A 17,670-nucleotide genomic window follows, 5' to 3' on the forward strand; every position below is an offset into this window, starting at 1 on the left:
TTTTGAAAAAAGTATGAATAATAAGTGAAGAAAAAAAACTCAATTTATCCATACTTTTCAAAGCAAATTTATTGCACTTTTTTCTTTTTTAATCCAGTTCCATTTGATGATGGTTTATTGTGTTCATCAATCCAATTTTTTAAAAGTTTTTTATCTTCTAATAGTTCATTTTCTAGTTCAAGTTTTAATTTTTTCGCAATATTTTTTGCAAAAGAAATCTGTTTAGTTGAAGGCTTATTTGAATTTATAAGATGAATATTTTCATCTATATAAGTAGATAAACTTTCACTATCTTCAAGTAAATCACTTGGAAGTTCTTCACCTTTTTTTTCTGCAATTTGTTCTGCAAGTTCTATTTGTTTTGGTGATGGAAGATTGTTATGTTCTTTTATCCATTCACTTAAATCATCTTTATTTAATAAGATATTTTCATCTATTTCAATTTCTAATCTTTCAGCGATTAATAAAGCAAAATCTCTTTGTGCTTGACTTGGTAAAGTTTCATCAGTATTACTCATATTTAACTCCTAATTTTTTAAAAAATTATGATTAGTTGCAAAAGTTTTTAAGTCTTCTAAACTAATTTCATTTTGTAAGAACTTGATAGCAAGTTCACCTAAATTTGCTAAATTTTTTTGTCTTAATTCTTTAGCTTTATCTTTTAGCTCTTTAGCTTTTTTATTTGCATCATCTTGAATTTTTTTTGCTTGTTCAAGTAAATCTTTTTCTGTTTGTTCTGCCAAAATTTTTTCTCCTTATTTATAAATTACGAGGTATTTCTCGTTGAGTTTTCTTGCGATTTTTTTAATAAATCCTGATAATCTTTTATTGCTTGGTTATAGTTATCTAGTAGTTCTTTGTTTTGTTTTGTATAGAAATAAGATGAATGTAAATAGTATTTTATTTTTTCATCTGAAATTATGTATTGTTTAGAAAAATTTTTATCTTTTGATTGATAAGTTGCTAGGAAAATATTATTTGTAAATATTAAATCTTTGAAGTATAAAATATTTTTTTGGTAGAAATTTTCATTTTCATTTTGTTCTAAAGATATAGTTAGTGTTTCAAGAATATCTTTTTGTTCTTTTTTTACTAGAGCTTCATAATATTTATCTGCACCATTGAAACTATTATTTGAAATTGATTTAATTATTGATTTTTTATAAGCTTCTTTATTTTCAATAATTCCTTCATCTATTTTATTTTGAACTTTAGAAGTATTCATTATATACGTTGCAACTTTTTCTATATCTTCAAGAGGAACTTGAGAATTTTCTGTATTAGATGCATTCAATTTATTACTTAGATTTTTCAATCTATTTGCTAGATTATCTTTAGATATATTTCCTTCTTCATTTAATCTTTGTAGCTCTGCAAGTTCTTTAGCAATTTCTTCTTTTTCATCTTTACTATTTTCATATATAACATCATTAAAGAATTCATCATGTTCTTTTAAATATTGTTCTTTTTTCCATTCCAGGTCTAAAGTCATATAAACAATTTGTTTTCCTTTTTGTCCAACATATTCTCTTTTTAAAAGTCCAATCTTTTCTAATGATTTTTTTATATTTGCAACAGTTATGATTGCATTTTTTATTTTTTCATTTTTAAATTTTATTTTTTCATCATCAGATAATTTTTCATATTTTTCATAAGCTTTTGAACCTTTTTCAAAATTTCCAAAACCGCAATAAAATGCAATTACTCTATTAGAAGGGAAAGAGTTTGATTGTCTATCTTTTATATCTGCATGAGATAAAATAGCAGCTACAACTTTTAATTGTCCTTCATTTAGATATCTAAAAAACCAAGGTTCAATTTGTATAGGTCTAGTTTTAGGTTTTATAATTCTTAGATTTTGTTTCATCATTAAGCGATAACTTTTACTTTATCTTTATGTAGATAGTTTATTACTTCAATTGGATCATAAACTATGATTTTTCTTCCAGCTTCATTTCCTCCAGATAGTTGAATAAAAGGAAGTTGTCTAGCTCTTCTTTTTTCATCAATTTGTCTTTCACTTAATCCTGTAAGTTTTGAAAGAGTTTGTTTATTACAACTAATAGGTTTCATTTTATCTGCAAGTAAAAAATACTCTAGTACGATATTAAATATATTTTCTTTCTCATCAGTTTTTTTTAGTTTTTCTATAAATTCTTTTGTTAAAGAGCTTATAGAACTTCTAATTATGATTTCATCAATTAACTTAGAATCTATATTCAAATCTTTAAGCATACTTTCTAAACTATAATTTGTAAAATTGCCATTTATAGAGTATTTTTCAAAAAGTTTCATTTTTATTTATTTCCTAATTTTTTAATGAATTTTTCAATATCTTCAAGGTTATATCTATAGCTTCTCCCAATTTTTATATTCGGCATATTTTTTTCTTTTCTTAACTTATCTACATCATAAGCAGATATATTTAGTCTTACTGCTAGTTCTTCTTTTGTAAGTAGTTTTTCATTCATGTTTTATCCTTTAACAAGTTATTTGATGATTTCTCAATTTATCAGTTTCTGGATCTATTTCTATATTTTCATATTTAAAACATTTTTTAAAATTTTTTTGATCATTAAAAATGATTTTATAAAATCCATTAGGAACTGACAATTTACTTTTTCCAATTTTTTGAGTTGATTTTGAATAATCTATAAGATTTATTACAGTAGTTGTTTTAAGTTTACTTGCAATTAGTCTTTCATATCTTTCTACTTTTAACCAGGCTTTACGATTTAGTGTAGGGTATTGAGGAACAACATTTGCCATAGTATAAGTTTTTATTTGAGTTTTTGAATCATAATCAAAACTTGCATCTGGTGCTAAATGTCCTCTATCAAATCCACTATTTATATAATCTTGTGATTTTGTCCTATACTCAATAGGAATATTTTTTTCACTATAAAAATCAGGTCTATTTTTTATGTTGTTTTTATTTACAAATTTTCCATCTAGTTCATACCAAACAGCAAGAGCTCCTTTATATTTGTATGAATAACAGATTTTAAATATTTGTTTATCTATGATTTGATCACAATTATTTAGATCTATAAAATCTGAAATATCAGTTGCATTTAATGCAACAATTACACTACTTGAAAGTAATATTTTTTTTATCATTTACTTTCCTTCCATAATTTTATTTAGAGAGTTATCTATTGTTTTTAATAATTGTTTATGTTCATCTATATTTTCTTTTTCAACATCTGCAAAGTTTTGCTTTTCTAAATACTCAATCTCATTTTCTAAAGCATTTTTAATCATTTCTAAATCTTTAAAATCAAGAGATAAATCAATCTTTTGAAACATAGTTTTTCCCTTTTAATTTGTAGTGTAATGAGTAAGAAGTGGATTTGATTATTTCAATATTTGGAAATTCTAAATCGAGAGATTTTATAAATAAATCGTAAGTGAATTTATTTTTATCTATTACATCTTGAGCTTTTGAATTTAATTTAAGTGTACTTTCACCAACATATTCATTATCTTTAAATACATATTCTTTTTTACCATTTACAGTATGTTTTAATTCTTCATCATATTCTGAAATACTTTCTTCAATATGTTCTAAAAAATCATTAAAATCTTCTTTTAATTGATTTTTTGAAGAGATAAAAAAGTCATTGTTTTGTCTTAGCTCTAATCTATATTTTTTATTTTCTTTTTTAGTTCCAGATATAATTTGTCTTATCATTTTAGAAAAGTTAAATCTATTAGAATCTCTATATATTGTCATATCGTATTTTTCAGTAACATTTTCTTTAAATAAATAGTAATTTTCATCTTCATTAACATCAAAAATTGCAGCATAACTACAATATTCATCACTTATATTTTGCTTATGTTTATTTTCAGTTAGTATGGCTGTGTAAGTAGAATTATTTTTTGTAATAGTTACTCTATACTGTTTATATCCATATTCATCATCTTCTATTTTTTCAAATTTGAATATCGATTTAAAATTTAATTTTAGGTTTATACATAGATTTTTAAAAGCATTAAAATTTAAATATTTAGTATCAGAGCTTTCATTAATGTCTTTTAAACTTTGAAGTAATAGTTGATGAGCTAATCTTAAATCACTTTGAACATATAAAATTTGTTTATTTGTTTCAAATTCAATAAAATCATCAAGAATAAAAAATTTACTTCTTGCTTCTTTTAATCTATTTATTTTATCTTCTTCAAATATTTCTGATATAAAACTTTTATCTGAGTTCATTTTGGTACTCCTTAAATTTTGATAAACTTTATATTTATTAATTCAAAATCCAATTACGGTTATTAATCGTAATTTTGGTATTCTTTAAGGTTAAAATGTAAATAAATGTATGTTTAAACATAATATTGTGAAGTATATCACATAATAATGTTTATTGTCAAGTTATAAAACATTAAATTGTTTAAAAAGGAACAATATATTGATTTTTAATAGAATTAAAGAAGTTAGAGAAGAACTAGGTTTTTCAAGACAAGATGAGTTTGCAAAAGCTATAGGCATATCTTTTAGAACATATCAAACTTATGAGCAAGGACAAGTAAAAGTTATTCCTCACACATTTATAGAGAAATTAAATAAACAATATAATGTTTCTTTTGAATGGTTATTAACAGGAAATGGTTCAATGTTTGAAACTGAAGTAAGAGATACAAATAAATCATTTCAAGAAGAACTTATAAATGACATTCAAAAACTTTCATTAAAACGACAAGAATATTATTATCATCGAATTAAAGCTGATTTGATAGAAGAGGAACTTAGATAGTTAATAGAATAATTAATTTTTAGTGAGGATTATACATAGTTATGGATAAAATTAAACAAAATGCTTTATCTACAAAAATGGGAGATATATATCATTATTATTTAGCTATAAAGCTCTTGTTAGAGAATAATAACTGGAGTAGATGTGAAATTGAAAAGTTTGGAGATATTGCATTAATAGATAAAAATAATAAACAAATTTTTAATATTGAAGTAAAACATCACATAGGGAAAAATGAATTAAAAATTTATGAAGAAGAATTTTTAAAAACTTTATCAAATTGGTTTGATATAAGAAATATTTTTGATGAAAATATAAAATTAATTTTAATGACAACTTCAACTATATCAGCAAATAATCCACTTAAAAATTGGAATCAATATGATTCAGATAAAAAATATAAAACTTTACAAGAAAATCAAACTCAAAAAAATGGTACTACTTATGTTAATATGGTTAAGTATTTTCATAAAATAAATAAAAATATTGATGAATTGAAAAAAGTATTAGCAAAGTTTGATATTCAACATTCTTTATTTAGTATATTAGAAATTAGAAATGAGATAAAACAAACATCACATTTTAGCCTTTTTAAAGATGATGAAAAAAAGAAAAATAAAGTTATTGATGAATTGTATGGTTTGATAGGAAGAGGGCTAGAAAATAAAGATAAATGGGAAATTACAAAAATTCAATTTGACCAAAAGCTTATAGAATCAACAACATTAATTCAAGATAAGATTTTAAGAACAAATAATAGTATAGATACAAATATGATTGATAATCAAATTTCAAGTTATAAAGATAAGCAGTTTATAAAAAAACTTGAAAATATTGAATTTAAAGAAGATATTTTTCAATCAGCAATAGATGATTATGCAAAAACTATTATTGAAGTTAGTGAAAGAATGAATTTAAAAACTTCTTTAGAATTTGATGAAAGATTAAATAATTATGATAAAAGTTTAGAAAAGCTCGTTAATGATACAAAAATAGAGTTTAAATACACAAGAGGTTTAACTGATGTTGAAAAATCACAAGGTAGCTATTTTAAAATAATGAATTCAACGAAAATTCCATTTATGCCTGAAGAATTTGATGACCAAACAACATTTTTTCAAAAAGGTTATTTACATATCTTAGCTGATGATGAAGAAAAACCTAAAAAAATATGCTGGTCATTAAAACCTGAGGATCAAATATGAATTTAGCTAAAGCAATCTATTACAACTCAACAGCTCCTGAAAATATTAGTCAATTAATTTTAAATATTGTAAAAGGATTTGAAGATACAAAATTAAGAAGCCTTAATTATTTTGATTTATTTATTATTATCGCATTTTATAGTTACCGACCTGCACAAGAAAAATTTGAAAGAATAGTATTCAATCATATAAATTCATTTCAAAGAGATATAGAAAGAAATCCTGATATATTTTCAAATTTTGGTTTTCAATATGAAAAAAGTATAAATCATATTAAGTTCGGTATTTTCTATGCTATAGATAAAGAATATATAACAATGGATGAAAATATGAATATTACAATAAATAAAAAATTCAAAAGTGATAATAAGATTATTTTTAATATGGGAAAAGTTTTTTCTACAAAATCAACAGCTAGTTTATATAATTTTTTTGAGGTGGATATAAATGTTATTTAGAGTGAATGAAATTGGATTATTTCAAGAAAACAAAAAAGACATTATAAAATTTAATGAAGATATTAATTTTATAAGTGGTGATTCAAATACTGGTAAAAGCTCTATAGGAGAAATAATTGACTATTGCTTAGGTTCAAGTAAACAAACAATACCAGCGGGAAAAATAATAAATGAAATTGATGTTTTTTCTATATTTTTAAAAATAGATACACATGATATATTAATTGCAAGAAATAGATTTAATAGTAAAGAATTAAAAGGTGAAAAAAATATTTTTTTAAAAAAAATTAAAGATAATTTTTCATTTTCTGATATAGATATTTCATTCTTTTACGAAAACAAATCAGATTATTTTACAATAGATGATTTTAAAGAATTAGAAATAGTTAAGTATTTTTCTTCTTTCCCTCCAAAAACTAGATTAGATGGTAAAGATATGGTTCGTCCAACAATAAGACATATGCCATCTTTTATATTTCAAACACAAGATATTATAAAAAATAAAACTCAATTGTTTTATCAAATGGCTGGTACAAAAGGAAGAGGGATTAAAAGAGACTTTGAATTATTTTTAGGATTGGTTGATTTTGAAATATATAATAAAATTAATCGAAAAAATGAAATCTTAAAAGAATTAAGAAAACTTGAGAATAGTAAAATTTTATATAATGATGAATTAAAAAAAGAATATTTTAATTTAAGAAGCAGTTATAATAGATTATTCACACATTTAAATCAAAATATTGATGTAGAAATACTAGATAAAGAGTATTTGCTTAATCAAGAAAATGTTAATAGTTTGAAATTAACATATAACTTAGATAGTGATTTAGGTACAAATATACAAAAAATAGAAAGTAAATTAAATTATCAGTATAAACTAGTAGAAAATCTAAAAATTGAATATTCAAATATACAAAATCAACTTAAACATATAGATACAGCAAATCTTAAATTACAAGTCAACTCAAATATAAATTATTCAAAACATTGTCCTCTATGTAGTTCAAATATTGAAGAAGAAATTCAAGTTTTTGAAATTGCAAAACAAAAAATATTAAATGAAAAAGCTTTTTTACATAATGTTAATAGAGATATTTTAGAAGAAAAAAAACAATCTACAGAGGAAAAATTAAATAATGAGAAAAAAACTCTAAAGTTATTAATTAACGAATTAGATAAATTAGAAAAAGATAAAAGTGAAATAAAAACATTAAAAGAAAAAGAAAAATTACTTTATGAGATAAGGGGAATGATTAAAAATAATATTCAGACAATAGTTGATTATGAAAATAAATCTTCTAATGATTCTGAAATACAAAAATTACAAGAAGAATTAGATAAATTAGATAAAGATTTAACGAAAGTTGATATAAAAAAGAAAAAACAAGAAGCAGAATTATATATAGGAAACTATGCTACAGAAATGTTAAAAACATTACCATTTGATGAAAAAGATTATGGTATTCCAAATTTAAAATTTGATATAAAAGATGTTACTGCTTATCAGCAAAGTATTAATAATATTTTTTATTTATCAGATATTGGTAGCGCAGAAAATCATTTATCATTTCATTTATCAGTTTTTTTAGGATTACATAAATATGTTTCTAATCATTCTAAATCAATTTTACCATCTTTAATATTTTTAGATCAGCCAAGTCAAGTATATTTTCCTAAACAAGAAGATTTTAAAAATGGAACAGGAGATATTAAAAAAGTAGAAGATATGTATAAATCAATAATTAAATTTATTGAAGATGTGAATCAAAATGAAATAGTTAATAAAATTCAAATAATTATAGTTGATCATTTTTATAGTAAAGAAGATTGGTATCAAAAATATTTAGTAGAACCACAATGGGAAAAAGAAAAAAATTTAGGGCTTATAAAATGATATTCAAAAACTTTTATAAATATTACTATTATAGAATAAAAACTGATTTGATAGAAGAAGAATTAAAATAATATGAAGGAAATTTAAATGACTTTCTATCAACTTTTATCATATAATGACGTTCTTTTAAGAACTGAAAATGGTTCAAGATATTTACTATTAGGAAATGGATTTAGTATCGCTTACGATAGAGATAGATTTTCATTTAAGAATTTATTTTACTATGCAGTTAATAAAAACTTAATAAGTGTAAATTCTCCTATCCATGATATTTTTAAAAATTTTGAAACTTATGATTTTGAAAGAGTAATAAAAAAATTAGAAGATGCTCTATATATTTATAACTGTTATCAATTGTATTTTTATACTTATCCTGATTATGCTAATAAATTATGTATTGATGGAAATCGCTTAAGAAATATTCTTATTGATGTTCTCTCTGAATTACACCCTGAACATGCTGCAAGTCTTGATCAACATAATTATAGTTATGCAAAAAATTTTATAAAAGAATATAATTCAATATTTACATTAAATTATGATTTATTATTAACTTGGGCTACTTTGGAATTACAATATAATAGAAATTATATAAATAATAGTAGATTAGAAGTTAATGATGGCTTTGGAAGACCAAACGGTAATTTAATTTTTAAAGAGAATAATTTAGAACAAACTATTTATTTCTTACATGGAGCTTTACATATTTTTGATGATGGTATTGAAATAACTAAAATTAGTAGCAAAGATAGAGATAAATCTTTGATTCCGCAAATAAGAGAAAATATTTTATATTTTTCTAAGTATCCACTCTTTGTATCTGAAGGAACTTGGCAAAATAAATTATTAAAAATTAAAAAAAATATTTATCTAAATCATTGTTATAATTCATTAAAAAAACTAGGTTTTTACAATAATAATGATAGTTTAGTTATTTTTGGAACTTTACTTAAATCAAATGATAATCATATTATAGAAGCCATAAAACAAAACAACATCAAAAATATTTATATTGGTTTAAGCTCTGAAAATAAAATGTATACAGATTGTTCACATATAATTAAAGAATTAGAAGAAACTAAGAATATATATTTTTATGATTATACCACCGTTTTTGTTTGGAATTTCAATTTTAAAAACTTTAAGTGATTAGAGATAAATTAAATCAAAAATAATTTTATTTTTGTTATTATCAATTTAATTATTTTTTAGGAAATTAAATGAAAAAGTTATTTATATTATTGATTTTGTTTATAGGTTTGAATTTATCTGCTTCAAATTTAGCTAAAACAACAGGTACTATTATTGAACAAGAATATAAAAAAATAGGAGCAACAAGTTGTGCAGAAGCAATGGGTAAAACAATTGATTTTTTACTAGAATCAAGAGAAGTATCTTATAGTACAAGGTGGGATTCTAACCAGCCAAATAAAAATACTATTTTTTTATCTTTTAAAACTAAATCATTATTAAATCAATTTAAATTTGCAAGGTATGGTAATATAAGTTATACTCCAGATGGAAATAAGTGTAAAGGATATTATACATATACTGAAATTGTTCCTGGAGATTGTAAAGTTCTTTTTAACAATACAAAAGATAAAAAAGATATTATTATTGATAATGATGGGAATAATAATGATAGGTATAGTTTTACAATTGGAAATAATATTGATATGAATTTGATTACACATAAAAGTAGTGATAATACAAATTGTACAATAGTAAAATCTGAATTTATTTCTCTTCAAAAATAAATTTATTAAAATGTAATGGGATAAAAAATGTTAATTTATCATTTTACGGACTTAGAATCAGCATTAAATATTGTGCATTCAAAAACATTCAGAGCTCATTCTAGTGATATTTATAATGGAGATTCTGGGCTAAACTCTTTTCCAATTTTAAAAGGTAACTTCAATTATGGACAAAATTTTACTAAAGAAGGAGTTATTTTAGTATTTGATTGGTCTGGAAATATTGATAAAAATGCATCAATATATAAGTATACACACACAATGGATAGAAATACTATGTATATTCAGGGATCATGGAGAAGTTTTATACCTGTTAATGCAGATTCTAAGTATTTGAAAGCTATTAAAATAATATATGATTCTAGTGTTATTAATGAATTGATAGAATATCCTTTCTATTATTATTTTATTCCTAATTTTTTTAAAGATATTAAATCTAAAATATATAAAAAGTGTAAACTTGAAGTTCATAAGCAATTTATTGAGTTATTTAAAGATAAAGATATTCATATAAGTGTAATATGATAATTTTGGGAAGAGGGCAATAAATACCCTCTATTATGGTAAATTTTACAATTTATTTCTTTTTTGTGCTTTTTGATGGCTTTAAACTTGGTGTATTTCCTGGAGTATTTTTGTTATCTCTCTGTCTTTTATCTGGTTTACCCGTAGAGTCAGCAATACGTTTAGGTCCTGGTTTTAATCCCATTAAAATCACCTCCTTTCTTATTTATTAGAAATAATAGCTTATTTTTTTTCTAATTATAAAATATATTGCAAATTGTAATATATTTCATTATTAATTATTTTTTATTGTATTATTTAAAAACTAAATAAATATGGAAAAAATAATGGCAGAACAAATAACACCTTTTAATGCTCAACATTTAGAAGCAATTTGTAGAGTATTAGCAGATACTCAAAATGGATTGACAGGAACACAAATAGGTTACATATTAAAAGATATAAAAATAGAAGATATTGCTCCGTCAGATACAAAATGGAAACGATTGTTTAATGCAATAGCTAAAAAACAAAATGAAAAGCAAATAGGTAATTATTTAATAATGTTTATTAATAGAGCTATGAATCCTGTAAATTATTCGATGGATAAAGAAAAATTTATTTGGAGAAGATCAGAATTAAATGTAGTATTATCTTTTTCAGGGTTTTGTGTGAATGAAGAAGGAAAAGTTAGTAGAACAAAGCAAGAAACTACTCTGAAAGGTGCAAGAGAAAAAGCTGGAATATTAAAATCAAAATTAGAAGATAGAAATGCTCATAGTGAAATTTTTAAATATTGTAAAAGTGAATTATTAGATGAAAATTATTTTCATGCTGTATTAGAAGCAGTAAAAGGATTAGCTCAAAGAATAAGAGAATTATCTGGAGTAACAAGTGATGGAAGTAATCTTGTTACAATGGCATTTAATGCCAATAATCCTATTCTAATTATTAATAAGTTTAATACTGAATCAGAAATAAGTGAGCAAAAAGGATTTGCAAATTTGCTGATAGGGTTATTTGGTGCTATTCGTAATCCAATAGCACATACACCAAAGAATTATTGGAATATGACAGAACAGGATGCATTAGATGTTTTTTCAACAATATCTTTTATACATAGAAAATTAGATATGGTTGTAAGAATAAGATGATATGGTAAATTTTTATATGAAATTATAAATAAATTTTTTAAAATGATGATAAACAAATAAGTGAATTTTCAACTTGTTTAATAAAAGAAAAAACTACTTGTAAAGTTTGTTAAAAGAAAAAATATTGAAATTTTTTATAAAAATATATAAAAAGAGTCAAAAAAAAGTCATTTGTTTTGTAAAATGTAAGAAAAAAATAAGGTAGATAATGAAAAATAAAATATATTTATATGCTGATGAGGCTGGAAATACAGGAAGTGATTTATTTAATGATAAAAATCAACCAATTTTTTATACTTCGGTTATTTTCAGTAAAAATGATATTGATATTAATGTTAATATAAAAGAAGATTATCAAAAAATTTGTAATGAATTTTTAAAATCAGAAGTATCTGAAATTCATTTTACAGAATTATCTCCAGAAGAAAGAAAAAATATATCAAAAGCAATGATAGAACTTATTAAAAAATATGATTTAGAAGTTTTTATGTCATTAATAGAAAAAAAATATTTGCCTAAACTTTTTTTTATAGATGAGTTCTTTGATAGTGGATTAAATCCAAAAGTTCCCCCTGAAATGTATAATGTACGAATGCATAGACAAATGCTTACTTTTGGAATAGTTAGTGAATTTACAGATGAAGATTCAGAAAAATTTTATAAATTATTCATAAATCAAGATAAAGAAAATTTGATTGAATTTATAAAAAATATTATTCCTAAAATTACTAAAAATAAACCTCAAGATCATATAGAACTTGTAAATAAAGCATTAGACTATGTGATAGGAAATATTGATATATTTTTATTTAAAATGGATAAGAAAAGATTATTGCCTAATTTTCATATATTAAGTCTAATTATGCATTATGCAAGAAAACAATTTCCAAATAGTGAAGCAATTTTTAAGCATGACTTCAATAGTAATGTTTTGAAAGGACAATCTAAAAAATTATTAAATCAAGTTGTAACAGCTTTTGATATTGAAACTGAAGATTTTTCTTTAATAACGGACATGAAAAAAGATGATACTTTTAAAAATGGAATAGATTTTATAGATTCAAAAGATAGTATAGGAATCCAAATTGCAGATTTTTTTGTTTCTTCATTTAGATTATATTTTGAAAATAAGTTAGTAAAAGAAGAGAATCAAGAGTTAATAGATTTTATAGACAATCAGATTTTAATAAATGGATTGAGTTTTAAGCACACTATAACTGAAATATGTAAATATCATATGAAGTAATATGATTAAAAACAATTTAAAATTTTTCTCAAAAAATATTTAATTAGAGTCAATTGTCTTATATAATATAATATAATAAATAATTAGAGGTAAATATGGTTGGAATTGATTTTAAAGATAAGCTCTTGATATTAACAATTATTTTTCTTATTACATTATATTCAATATTATTTTTTTATAAAATAGAAGAATTTCCTATATTAATTTTATTAAAAGATTTGTTACCTGTAATTTTTTGTGTTTTAATATTTTTTTTAATTAGGAAAAAAACGAATAATTATATTAGTGAAGAATATCTATTTGATATTTCAATAACAATTACTAGTGGACTATTTATTTCTTGTATTAATTATTTATTCATATTAGATAATCATCAAAATAAAGAAATTGTATGGTGTTTTTTTATTATATCAACTATATTAATGTTGATTGTATTATTATATTTTTATTTAAAAGTAAATTTATTTGATGATATCTTTCATTTGATAAGTGAATTGTTAATGAGTTTATCTTTAAATGGTATAGTTATTGGATTGTTTATTGCTGCAAGCGAAGATTTAGAAAAATTTTATGAGATGGCATGTAAAGTTGCAGCAGTATCTTTAATATTAATGGCTTTAGCACATGGTATATTTAGATTTTCTATGGCTAAAGGAAATTAATGTACAAAATGACTTTTTTAAAATATAACTATCCTGAAATAATAATTCGAAAAACATTGTATCAATTTTCAAGGTTTACAGAATGGAAACTTGATGAAGATACTGATAATTGGATAATATTTTTTACAATTGATGAAAACTTAGAAAAAAACCAAAATATTTTTAATAGATATTTAAATGATAATTTATTGAGATATGAAATAGATAAAAATACTCTTTTCCTAAGAGAAGAAATAATAAAAAGATCTTTAGAAAAGATTTATAGTGAATTATAAATATTTTCCTTTTAATTTTAGAGAATTACCTTCTCAAAAATATGTATTAACTAATAGTACAAGTAGTTTTGAAATTCTTAATTCAAGAGCTAATTTAGAAAATTTAATTCATAATAATTATGAAAATTTAGAAGAAGTACTATTAAATAATCTTGAGGCAAAAAATTTCATATATGATGAAAATGAGTATAAAACAAAATTAAATATATTTTTAACAAATTTATCTACAAAAATATATTCAAATCTAAATAAACCAAGTTTATTTTTAATAATTCCCACTTTAAGATGCGATTTAGATTGTAACTATTGTCAAGTTAGTAGGGTAAATATAAATAAAGAAGGTTATGATTTAAATATTGAACATATAGATGAAATTATAAGAGTTATAAATCTTATTTCAGATAAAAGTTTTAAAATTGAATTTCAAGGTGGTGAACCCTTATTAAATTTTATATTTATAGAAACTTTTGTAAAAAGAATCAAAGAAGTAATTATAAATAAAAATATTTCATTTGTAATTTGTACTACATTAAATAATATAAATGATGAAATTTTAAATTTTTGTAAAGATTATAATATTTTTTTATCCACATCTTTAGATGGAAATAAAGAGATTCACAATTTAAATAGACCATCAAGATATTATGATAGTTATGATAAATTTACTGAAAAATTAAAAATTTCAAGAATTATATTAGGTAATAATGTAAGTGCTCTTTCAACTGTAACAAAAGAAACCATAAAGGATTACAAGAAATTTATACAAGGTTACTTAGATAATGATTTTACAAGTATTTCTATAAGACCTTTAACTTTTTTAGGATATGCATTCAACGATAATAAAATTTATTCTGCTGAAGAATTTTTTGAATTTTATAAAAATTGTTTAGAATATATATTTGAAATAAATAAAGAAAGAGTTTTTATTGAAGAGAATTTACTTATTTATTTATCAAAAATATTTTCTCCTTTTCAAAACAATTATTTAGATTTACAATCTCCATCTTCATATATGATGGGAGCATTAGTATTTAACTATGATGGAAAAATTTTTGGGTCAGATGAAGCAAGAATGTTATGGGAAATGACTAAATTTGAAGAGTTTGAACTAGGTGATGTAACTACAAAAGAATATAATTTTTTAGAAAAAAATAATATAACAATATTAAGTAATACATTTATTGAAACTATGCCTGGATGTGAAGATTGTAGTTATAAAGAGTATTGTGGAGTAGATGTTTTTCATCATTTATCAACGCAAGGAGATATAATAGGTGATAAATCTATTTCTTTTTTTTGTAAATTACATACAATGATTTTTGATTATATATTTGATTCATTAATTAATAGAAAAGATATTATGGAGTTATATTTAAAATGGCAAAACCAATAAGAATAGATACCTTTAATTATGAATCTGAAAACTTAATTAATGGGATGTTTATTTTTAATAAAAAATCTATGCAAACAAACGATAATCTATTAGAAATATCTCATATTAAAGATAATCAGTATAGTGTAGAATTTGATAATGAAAAAGTACTATTTTCAAGTGATAATTTAAAAGAAAATGTCGTTGATGGAGATATATTAATTTTTCATCAAAAAAGTAAAAAAATATCTACATATTTAACAAATTTTTCTAATGAAAACACTATTTTAGTTACTGAAAGATGTAATAGTAAATGTTTATTTTGTTGCCAACCTCCTAAAATAAAAAATGACGAATATTTATTTGATGAAGCTTATAAAGCAATTATAAATTTTGAAACAAACAAGTTTATAGGTATTTCTGGTGGAGAACCTACTTATAATAAAGAAGTATTTTATAAATTTTTAAATAAATTGAATTGTAGTGGAAATAGTAATTCTTTACATATTTTAACTAATGGAAAATCATTTGAAGATTATGAATTTACAAAAAAAATTTGTGAAGAATCTTTAAGAAATATAGTCTGGGCTATCCCATTATATGGATTCAACTCAAGAATTCATGATATGATAGTCGGAAGTGAAAACTCTTTTGATAAAACAACAAAAGGAATAATTAACTTATTAGAATTTGGGCAAAGTATTGAAATTAGAATTATTCCAAATAAGTTAAATATTAAATATTTAGAAAACATAATTGACTATATTTTTTCTACTTTTAAGATGGTTAATAATATTTCTATAATGAATATAGAACCTATAGGCTATGCAAGAAAGAATTATGATAAATTATATTTGGAAGTTAAAGAACAAAATAAATATCTTGAAAGAGCTATATTTAAAGCAAGATTATATAACTTTAAAATATTTTTATATAATTATCCATTATGTTTATTATCTAAAAATATAAGAGATTTTTCAATAAAATCTATTTCAGATTGGAAAAATTATTATTTGGAAGATTGTAAACTTTGTAGTGAAAAAGATGATTGCTGTGGTTTTTTTACTTCTGCAACAAATAAATATATAGAAAAGGTAAATAAAATATGAAACAAAATTTAAAAGCTTTAGCTGGATTACTTGGGATATCTTTTAGTGCACAAGCTTCATATCAATCAAATTTGGCTGATGATATATCAAATACAAATTTTATGTTAAATTCTTTAGATAATAATACAGAAAAAGCATCTATTTTAAATTTACATGTTTCAGATTTTTTAGCAGCTCATAGAAGTCATAGTTCTCATAGAAGCCATAGCTCCCACAGTTCTCATAGGTCTTCATCATCAGGAGGTTATTCTAGTGGATATTCAAGCTATTCTTCTGGAACATCAAATAGCTCATCTTCATATTCTAATTCTACATATCAAGCTCCAAAAGTAATTGATAATACTTCTACAACAAAACAATCAAATACAAATAGTAAATATGATAGCTCAAAAAATGATAATTCAATTGATAAAAATAAAAGAGAAAGTGTAATAAAACAGGTTCAAACAGTTTTACTATTAGAAGGATTTTATTCTGGACCAGTTGATGGTGTGATGGGTGATTCTACAAGAAAAGCAATTGATGGTTTTAAGAAAAAACATAATATAAAAAGCGAAAGCTACTTAGGAATTGATACTTTAAATGCTTTAGGAATAAAAGGATTCTAAGTATAAAAATATAAAAGAAAAACACGGAGTAATAAATAAAAAAGTTGACTTTCCATTTAAAATTTAATATAATTACGGAGTAATGAATTTTCTATCTCAAAATATAAGTTTTATGTTTGAAGATGGAAACATCTTACATAGGCGTGAAGTGGGGTTACGACCAGTACCAGTAATGGTTAGTCCTAGATGACTTTCAACTGCTATCGTCTCACTTCCAACTTTTTTAATTTTTTCTATAACTTGTAACTACTAACTTATCTGTTTTTGTTTCATCTGTAACTAATCTTAAATCTTTTTGATTTTTTAGCATTTTATAAACTGATAATGCATTATTTGAAATACCAATTTGACTTAGTTGTAAAGCATTTTTGAATATAATAGGTAAATTTAAAATATCCATCGTTTCTAAATCATTTGGATTAAAATGTTTTTCAAGTATATGTCTAAAACCTTTTTTTTCATCACCCATTTCTAAAATTATTGTCTTACTATTTACTTCAAATTCTACTTTGTCTATTCTTCCATGAATAAATTTTATCATCTCTTTTTGATGTTTTTTAAAATTTGTATTTTTTTTTGATTCAATGATTGCAATTTCTTTTTTTAATTTTGCAAGTCGTTCAGAGTATATACTCACTAAATACCTTTATCTTTTAT

At 22.3% G+C, this 17,670-nt stretch carries 24 protein-coding genes; 14 read left to right on the forward strand and 10 right to left on the reverse strand.

Translation table 11 applies throughout. The features are described 5' to 3' along the window. Positions 1-68 precede the first annotated feature (68 nt). Genes ABLL_RS06685 through ABLL_RS06715 form a run of 8 tightly spaced genes read right to left on the reverse strand, consistent with a single transcriptional unit; the run spans position 69 to position 4,222 of the window. Positions 69-518 carry a hypothetical protein gene (locus ABLL_RS06685; protein WP_014474023.1) on the reverse strand — a complete coding sequence of 150 codons (450 nt, stop codon included), beginning with the start codon at positions 516-518 and terminating at the stop codon, positions 69-71. A gap of 9 nt (positions 519-527) precedes the next feature. Continuing rightward, positions 528-743, reverse strand: a complete 216-nt coding sequence (locus tag ABLL_RS06690) for a hypothetical protein (protein WP_014474024.1) — start codon at positions 741-743, stop codon at positions 528-530. Positions 744-766: 23 nt separating this feature from the next. Further along, on the reverse strand, positions 767-1,867 hold the full coding sequence (locus tag ABLL_RS06695) for a hypothetical protein (protein ID WP_014474025.1): 1,101 nt from the start codon (positions 1,865-1,867) through the stop codon (positions 767-769). A 2-nt stretch (positions 1,868-1,869) separates the two neighbouring features. Next, positions 1,870-2,295: a hypothetical protein gene (locus ABLL_RS06700; RefSeq protein ID WP_014474026.1), complete on the reverse strand. Its 426-nt coding sequence runs from the start codon at positions 2,293-2,295 to the stop codon at positions 1,870-1,872. 2 nt (positions 2,296-2,297) lie between these two features. After that, complete coding sequence (locus ABLL_RS14890) at positions 2,298-2,471, reverse strand: helix-turn-helix domain-containing protein (RefSeq protein WP_014474027.1); 174 nt, start codon at positions 2,469-2,471, stop codon at positions 2,298-2,300. A 10-nt stretch (positions 2,472-2,481) separates the two neighbouring features. Next, positions 2,482-3,120 (reverse strand): DNA/RNA non-specific endonuclease, encoded by a 639-nt coding sequence (locus ABLL_RS06705; RefSeq protein WP_014474028.1) that lies wholly within the window; start codon positions 3,118-3,120, stop codon positions 2,482-2,484. After that, entirely contained in the window at positions 3,121-3,309 is a 189-nt protein-coding gene (locus tag ABLL_RS06710) for a hypothetical protein (RefSeq protein WP_014474029.1), read from the reverse strand. Further along, entirely contained in the window at positions 3,293-4,222 is a 930-nt protein-coding gene (locus tag ABLL_RS06715; protein WP_014474030.1) for a hypothetical protein, read from the reverse strand. The genes ABLL_RS06710 and ABLL_RS06715 overlap by 17 nt, the downstream gene beginning before the upstream one ends. 199 nt (positions 4,223-4,421) lie before the next feature. Between ABLL_RS06715 and ABLL_RS06720 the strand changes: the two genes are divergently transcribed. The 7 genes from ABLL_RS06720 to ABLL_RS06750 all read left to right on the forward strand — a co-directional run bounded on the left by ABLL_RS06720 (position 4,422) and on the right by ABLL_RS06750 (position 10,608). Beyond that, positions 4,422-4,766, forward strand: coding sequence for a helix-turn-helix domain-containing protein (locus tag ABLL_RS06720; protein WP_014474031.1), 345 nt, complete (start codon positions 4,422-4,424; stop codon positions 4,764-4,766). A 41-nt stretch (positions 4,767-4,807) separates the two neighbouring features. Beyond that, complete coding sequence (locus ABLL_RS06725) at positions 4,808-5,971, forward strand: hypothetical protein (protein WP_014474032.1); 1,164 nt, start codon at positions 4,808-4,810, stop codon at positions 5,969-5,971. Further along, the gene (locus ABLL_RS06730; protein ID WP_014474033.1) at positions 5,968-6,429 is read left to right on the forward strand and encodes a three component ABC system middle component; all 462 of its coding nucleotides are present in this window, start codon (positions 5,968-5,970) and stop codon (positions 6,427-6,429) included. Before ABLL_RS06725 ends, ABLL_RS06730 begins: the two co-directional genes overlap by 4 nt. Next, entirely contained in the window at positions 6,419-8,326 is a 1,908-nt protein-coding gene (locus tag ABLL_RS06735; RefSeq protein ID WP_014474034.1) for a DUF3732 domain-containing protein, read from the forward strand. Before ABLL_RS06730 ends, ABLL_RS06735 begins: the two co-directional genes overlap by 11 nt. A gap of 87 nt (positions 8,327-8,413) precedes the next feature. Beyond that, positions 8,414-9,475, forward strand: coding sequence for a DUF4917 family protein (locus ABLL_RS06740; protein WP_014474035.1), 1,062 nt, complete (start codon positions 8,414-8,416; stop codon positions 9,473-9,475). Between the two features lie 71 nt (positions 9,476-9,546). Further along, complete coding sequence (locus ABLL_RS06745) at positions 9,547-10,083, forward strand: hypothetical protein (protein WP_014474036.1); 537 nt, start codon at positions 9,547-9,549, stop codon at positions 10,081-10,083. A gap of 27 nt (positions 10,084-10,110) precedes the next feature. Next, positions 10,111-10,608, forward strand: a complete 498-nt coding sequence (locus tag ABLL_RS06750; protein ID WP_014474037.1) for a hypothetical protein — start codon at positions 10,111-10,113, stop codon at positions 10,606-10,608. Between the two features lie 52 nt (positions 10,609-10,660). On the opposite strand, the gene ABLL_RS15180 is transcribed toward ABLL_RS06750, so the two are convergent. Then, complete coding sequence (locus tag ABLL_RS15180) at positions 10,661-10,792, reverse strand: hypothetical protein (RefSeq protein WP_014474038.1); 132 nt, start codon at positions 10,790-10,792, stop codon at positions 10,661-10,663. Positions 10,793-10,934: 142 nt separating this feature from the next. Here ABLL_RS15180 and ABLL_RS06755 point away from each other — a divergent pair, with 142 nt between their 5' ends. From ABLL_RS06755 to hxsA, 7 genes are all read left to right on the forward strand, one after another. Beyond that, complete coding sequence (locus tag ABLL_RS06755) at positions 10,935-11,741, forward strand: TIGR02391 family protein (RefSeq protein ID WP_014474039.1); 807 nt, start codon at positions 10,935-10,937, stop codon at positions 11,739-11,741. A 208-nt stretch (positions 11,742-11,949) separates the two neighbouring features. Then, positions 11,950-12,987, forward strand: coding sequence for a DUF3800 domain-containing protein (locus ABLL_RS06760; RefSeq protein ID WP_014474040.1), 1,038 nt, complete (start codon positions 11,950-11,952; stop codon positions 12,985-12,987). Between the two features lie 422 nt (positions 12,988-13,409). Continuing rightward, entirely contained in the window at positions 13,410-13,649 is a 240-nt protein-coding gene (locus ABLL_RS15045) for a hypothetical protein (RefSeq protein ID WP_158310006.1), read from the forward strand. Continuing rightward, positions 13,649-13,924, forward strand: coding sequence for a His-Xaa-Ser system protein HxsD (hxsD, locus tag ABLL_RS06770; RefSeq protein WP_014474042.1), 276 nt, complete (start codon positions 13,649-13,651; stop codon positions 13,922-13,924). Before ABLL_RS15045 ends, hxsD begins: the two co-directional genes overlap by 1 nt. Further along, positions 13,914-15,317 carry a His-Xaa-Ser system radical SAM maturase HxsB gene (gene hxsB / locus ABLL_RS06775; protein WP_014474043.1) on the forward strand — a complete coding sequence of 468 codons (1,404 nt, stop codon included), beginning with the start codon at positions 13,914-13,916 and terminating at the stop codon, positions 15,315-15,317. Before hxsD ends, hxsB begins: the two co-directional genes overlap by 11 nt. Further along, complete coding sequence (gene hxsC / locus ABLL_RS06780) at positions 15,302-16,405, forward strand: His-Xaa-Ser system radical SAM maturase HxsC (RefSeq protein ID WP_014474044.1); 1,104 nt, start codon at positions 15,302-15,304, stop codon at positions 16,403-16,405. Before hxsB ends, hxsC begins: the two co-directional genes overlap by 16 nt. Then, complete coding sequence (hxsA, locus tag ABLL_RS06785) at positions 16,402-17,013, forward strand: His-Xaa-Ser repeat protein HxsA (protein WP_014474045.1); 612 nt, start codon at positions 16,402-16,404, stop codon at positions 17,011-17,013. The genes hxsC and hxsA overlap by 4 nt, the downstream gene beginning before the upstream one ends. Before the next feature lie 223 nt (positions 17,014-17,236). Here hxsA and ABLL_RS06790 read toward each other — a convergent pair whose 3' ends face one another. Continuing rightward, a complete protein-coding gene (locus ABLL_RS06790) occupies positions 17,237-17,650 on the reverse strand; it encodes a hypothetical protein (RefSeq protein ID WP_014474046.1) in 414 nt (137 codons plus the stop codon). Positions 17,651-17,670 lie beyond the last annotated feature (20 nt).

Origin of the sequence: Arcobacter sp. L (genome assembly GCF_000284235.1) — a bacterium.
Taxonomy (GTDB): Bacteria; Campylobacterota; Campylobacteria; order Campylobacterales; family Arcobacteraceae; genus Aliarcobacter; species Aliarcobacter defluvii.

Bases quoted from the DNA above. Each gene is read 5' to 3' on its own strand.
- ABLL_RS06685 (WP_014474023.1), bottom strand. From the start codon at position 518: ATGAGTAATACTGATGAAACTTTACCAAGTCAAGCACAAAGAGATTTT.
- ABLL_RS06695 (WP_014474025.1), bottom strand. From the start codon at position 1,867: ATGAAACAAAATCTAAGAATTATAAAACCTAAAACTAGACCTATACAA.
- ABLL_RS06700 (WP_014474026.1), bottom strand. From the start codon at position 2,295: ATGAAACTTTTTGAAAAATACTCTATAAATGGCAATTTTACAAATTAT.
- ABLL_RS14890 (WP_014474027.1), bottom strand. From the start codon at position 2,471: ATGAATGAAAAACTACTTACAAAAGAAGAACTAGCAGTAAGACTAAAT.
- ABLL_RS06705 (WP_014474028.1), bottom strand. From the start codon at position 3,120: ATGATAAAAAAAATATTACTTTCAAGTAGTGTAATTGTTGCATTAAAT.
- ABLL_RS06710 (WP_014474029.1), bottom strand. From the start codon at position 3,309: ATGTTTCAAAAGATTGATTTATCTCTTGATTTTAAAGATTTAGAAATG.
- ABLL_RS06715 (WP_014474030.1), bottom strand. From the start codon at position 4,222: ATGAACTCAGATAAAAGTTTTATATCAGAAATATTTGAAGAAGATAAA.
- ABLL_RS06725 (WP_014474032.1), top strand. From the start codon at position 4,808: ATGGATAAAATTAAACAAAATGCTTTATCTACAAAAATGGGAGATATA.
- ABLL_RS06730 (WP_014474033.1), top strand. From the start codon at position 5,968: ATGAATTTAGCTAAAGCAATCTATTACAACTCAACAGCTCCTGAAAAT.
- ABLL_RS06735 (WP_014474034.1), top strand. From the start codon at position 6,419: ATGTTATTTAGAGTGAATGAAATTGGATTATTTCAAGAAAACAAAAAA.
- ABLL_RS06740 (WP_014474035.1), top strand. From the start codon at position 8,414: ATGACTTTCTATCAACTTTTATCATATAATGACGTTCTTTTAAGAACT.
- ABLL_RS06745 (WP_014474036.1), top strand. From the start codon at position 9,547: ATGAAAAAGTTATTTATATTATTGATTTTGTTTATAGGTTTGAATTTA.
- ABLL_RS06750 (WP_014474037.1), top strand. From the start codon at position 10,111: ATGTTAATTTATCATTTTACGGACTTAGAATCAGCATTAAATATTGTG.
- ABLL_RS15180 (WP_014474038.1), bottom strand. From the start codon at position 10,792: ATGGGATTAAAACCAGGACCTAAACGTATTGCTGACTCTACGGGTAAA.
- ABLL_RS06755 (WP_014474039.1), top strand. From the start codon at position 10,935: ATGGCAGAACAAATAACACCTTTTAATGCTCAACATTTAGAAGCAATT.
- ABLL_RS06760 (WP_014474040.1), top strand. From the start codon at position 11,950: ATGAAAAATAAAATATATTTATATGCTGATGAGGCTGGAAATACAGGA.
- ABLL_RS15045 (WP_158310006.1), top strand. From the start codon at position 13,410: ATGTTGATTGTATTATTATATTTTTATTTAAAAGTAAATTTATTTGAT.
- hxsD (WP_014474042.1), top strand. From the start codon at position 13,649: ATGTACAAAATGACTTTTTTAAAATATAACTATCCTGAAATAATAATT.
- hxsC (WP_014474044.1), top strand. From the start codon at position 15,302: ATGGCAAAACCAATAAGAATAGATACCTTTAATTATGAATCTGAAAAC.
- hxsA (WP_014474045.1), top strand. From the start codon at position 16,402: ATGAAACAAAATTTAAAAGCTTTAGCTGGATTACTTGGGATATCTTTT.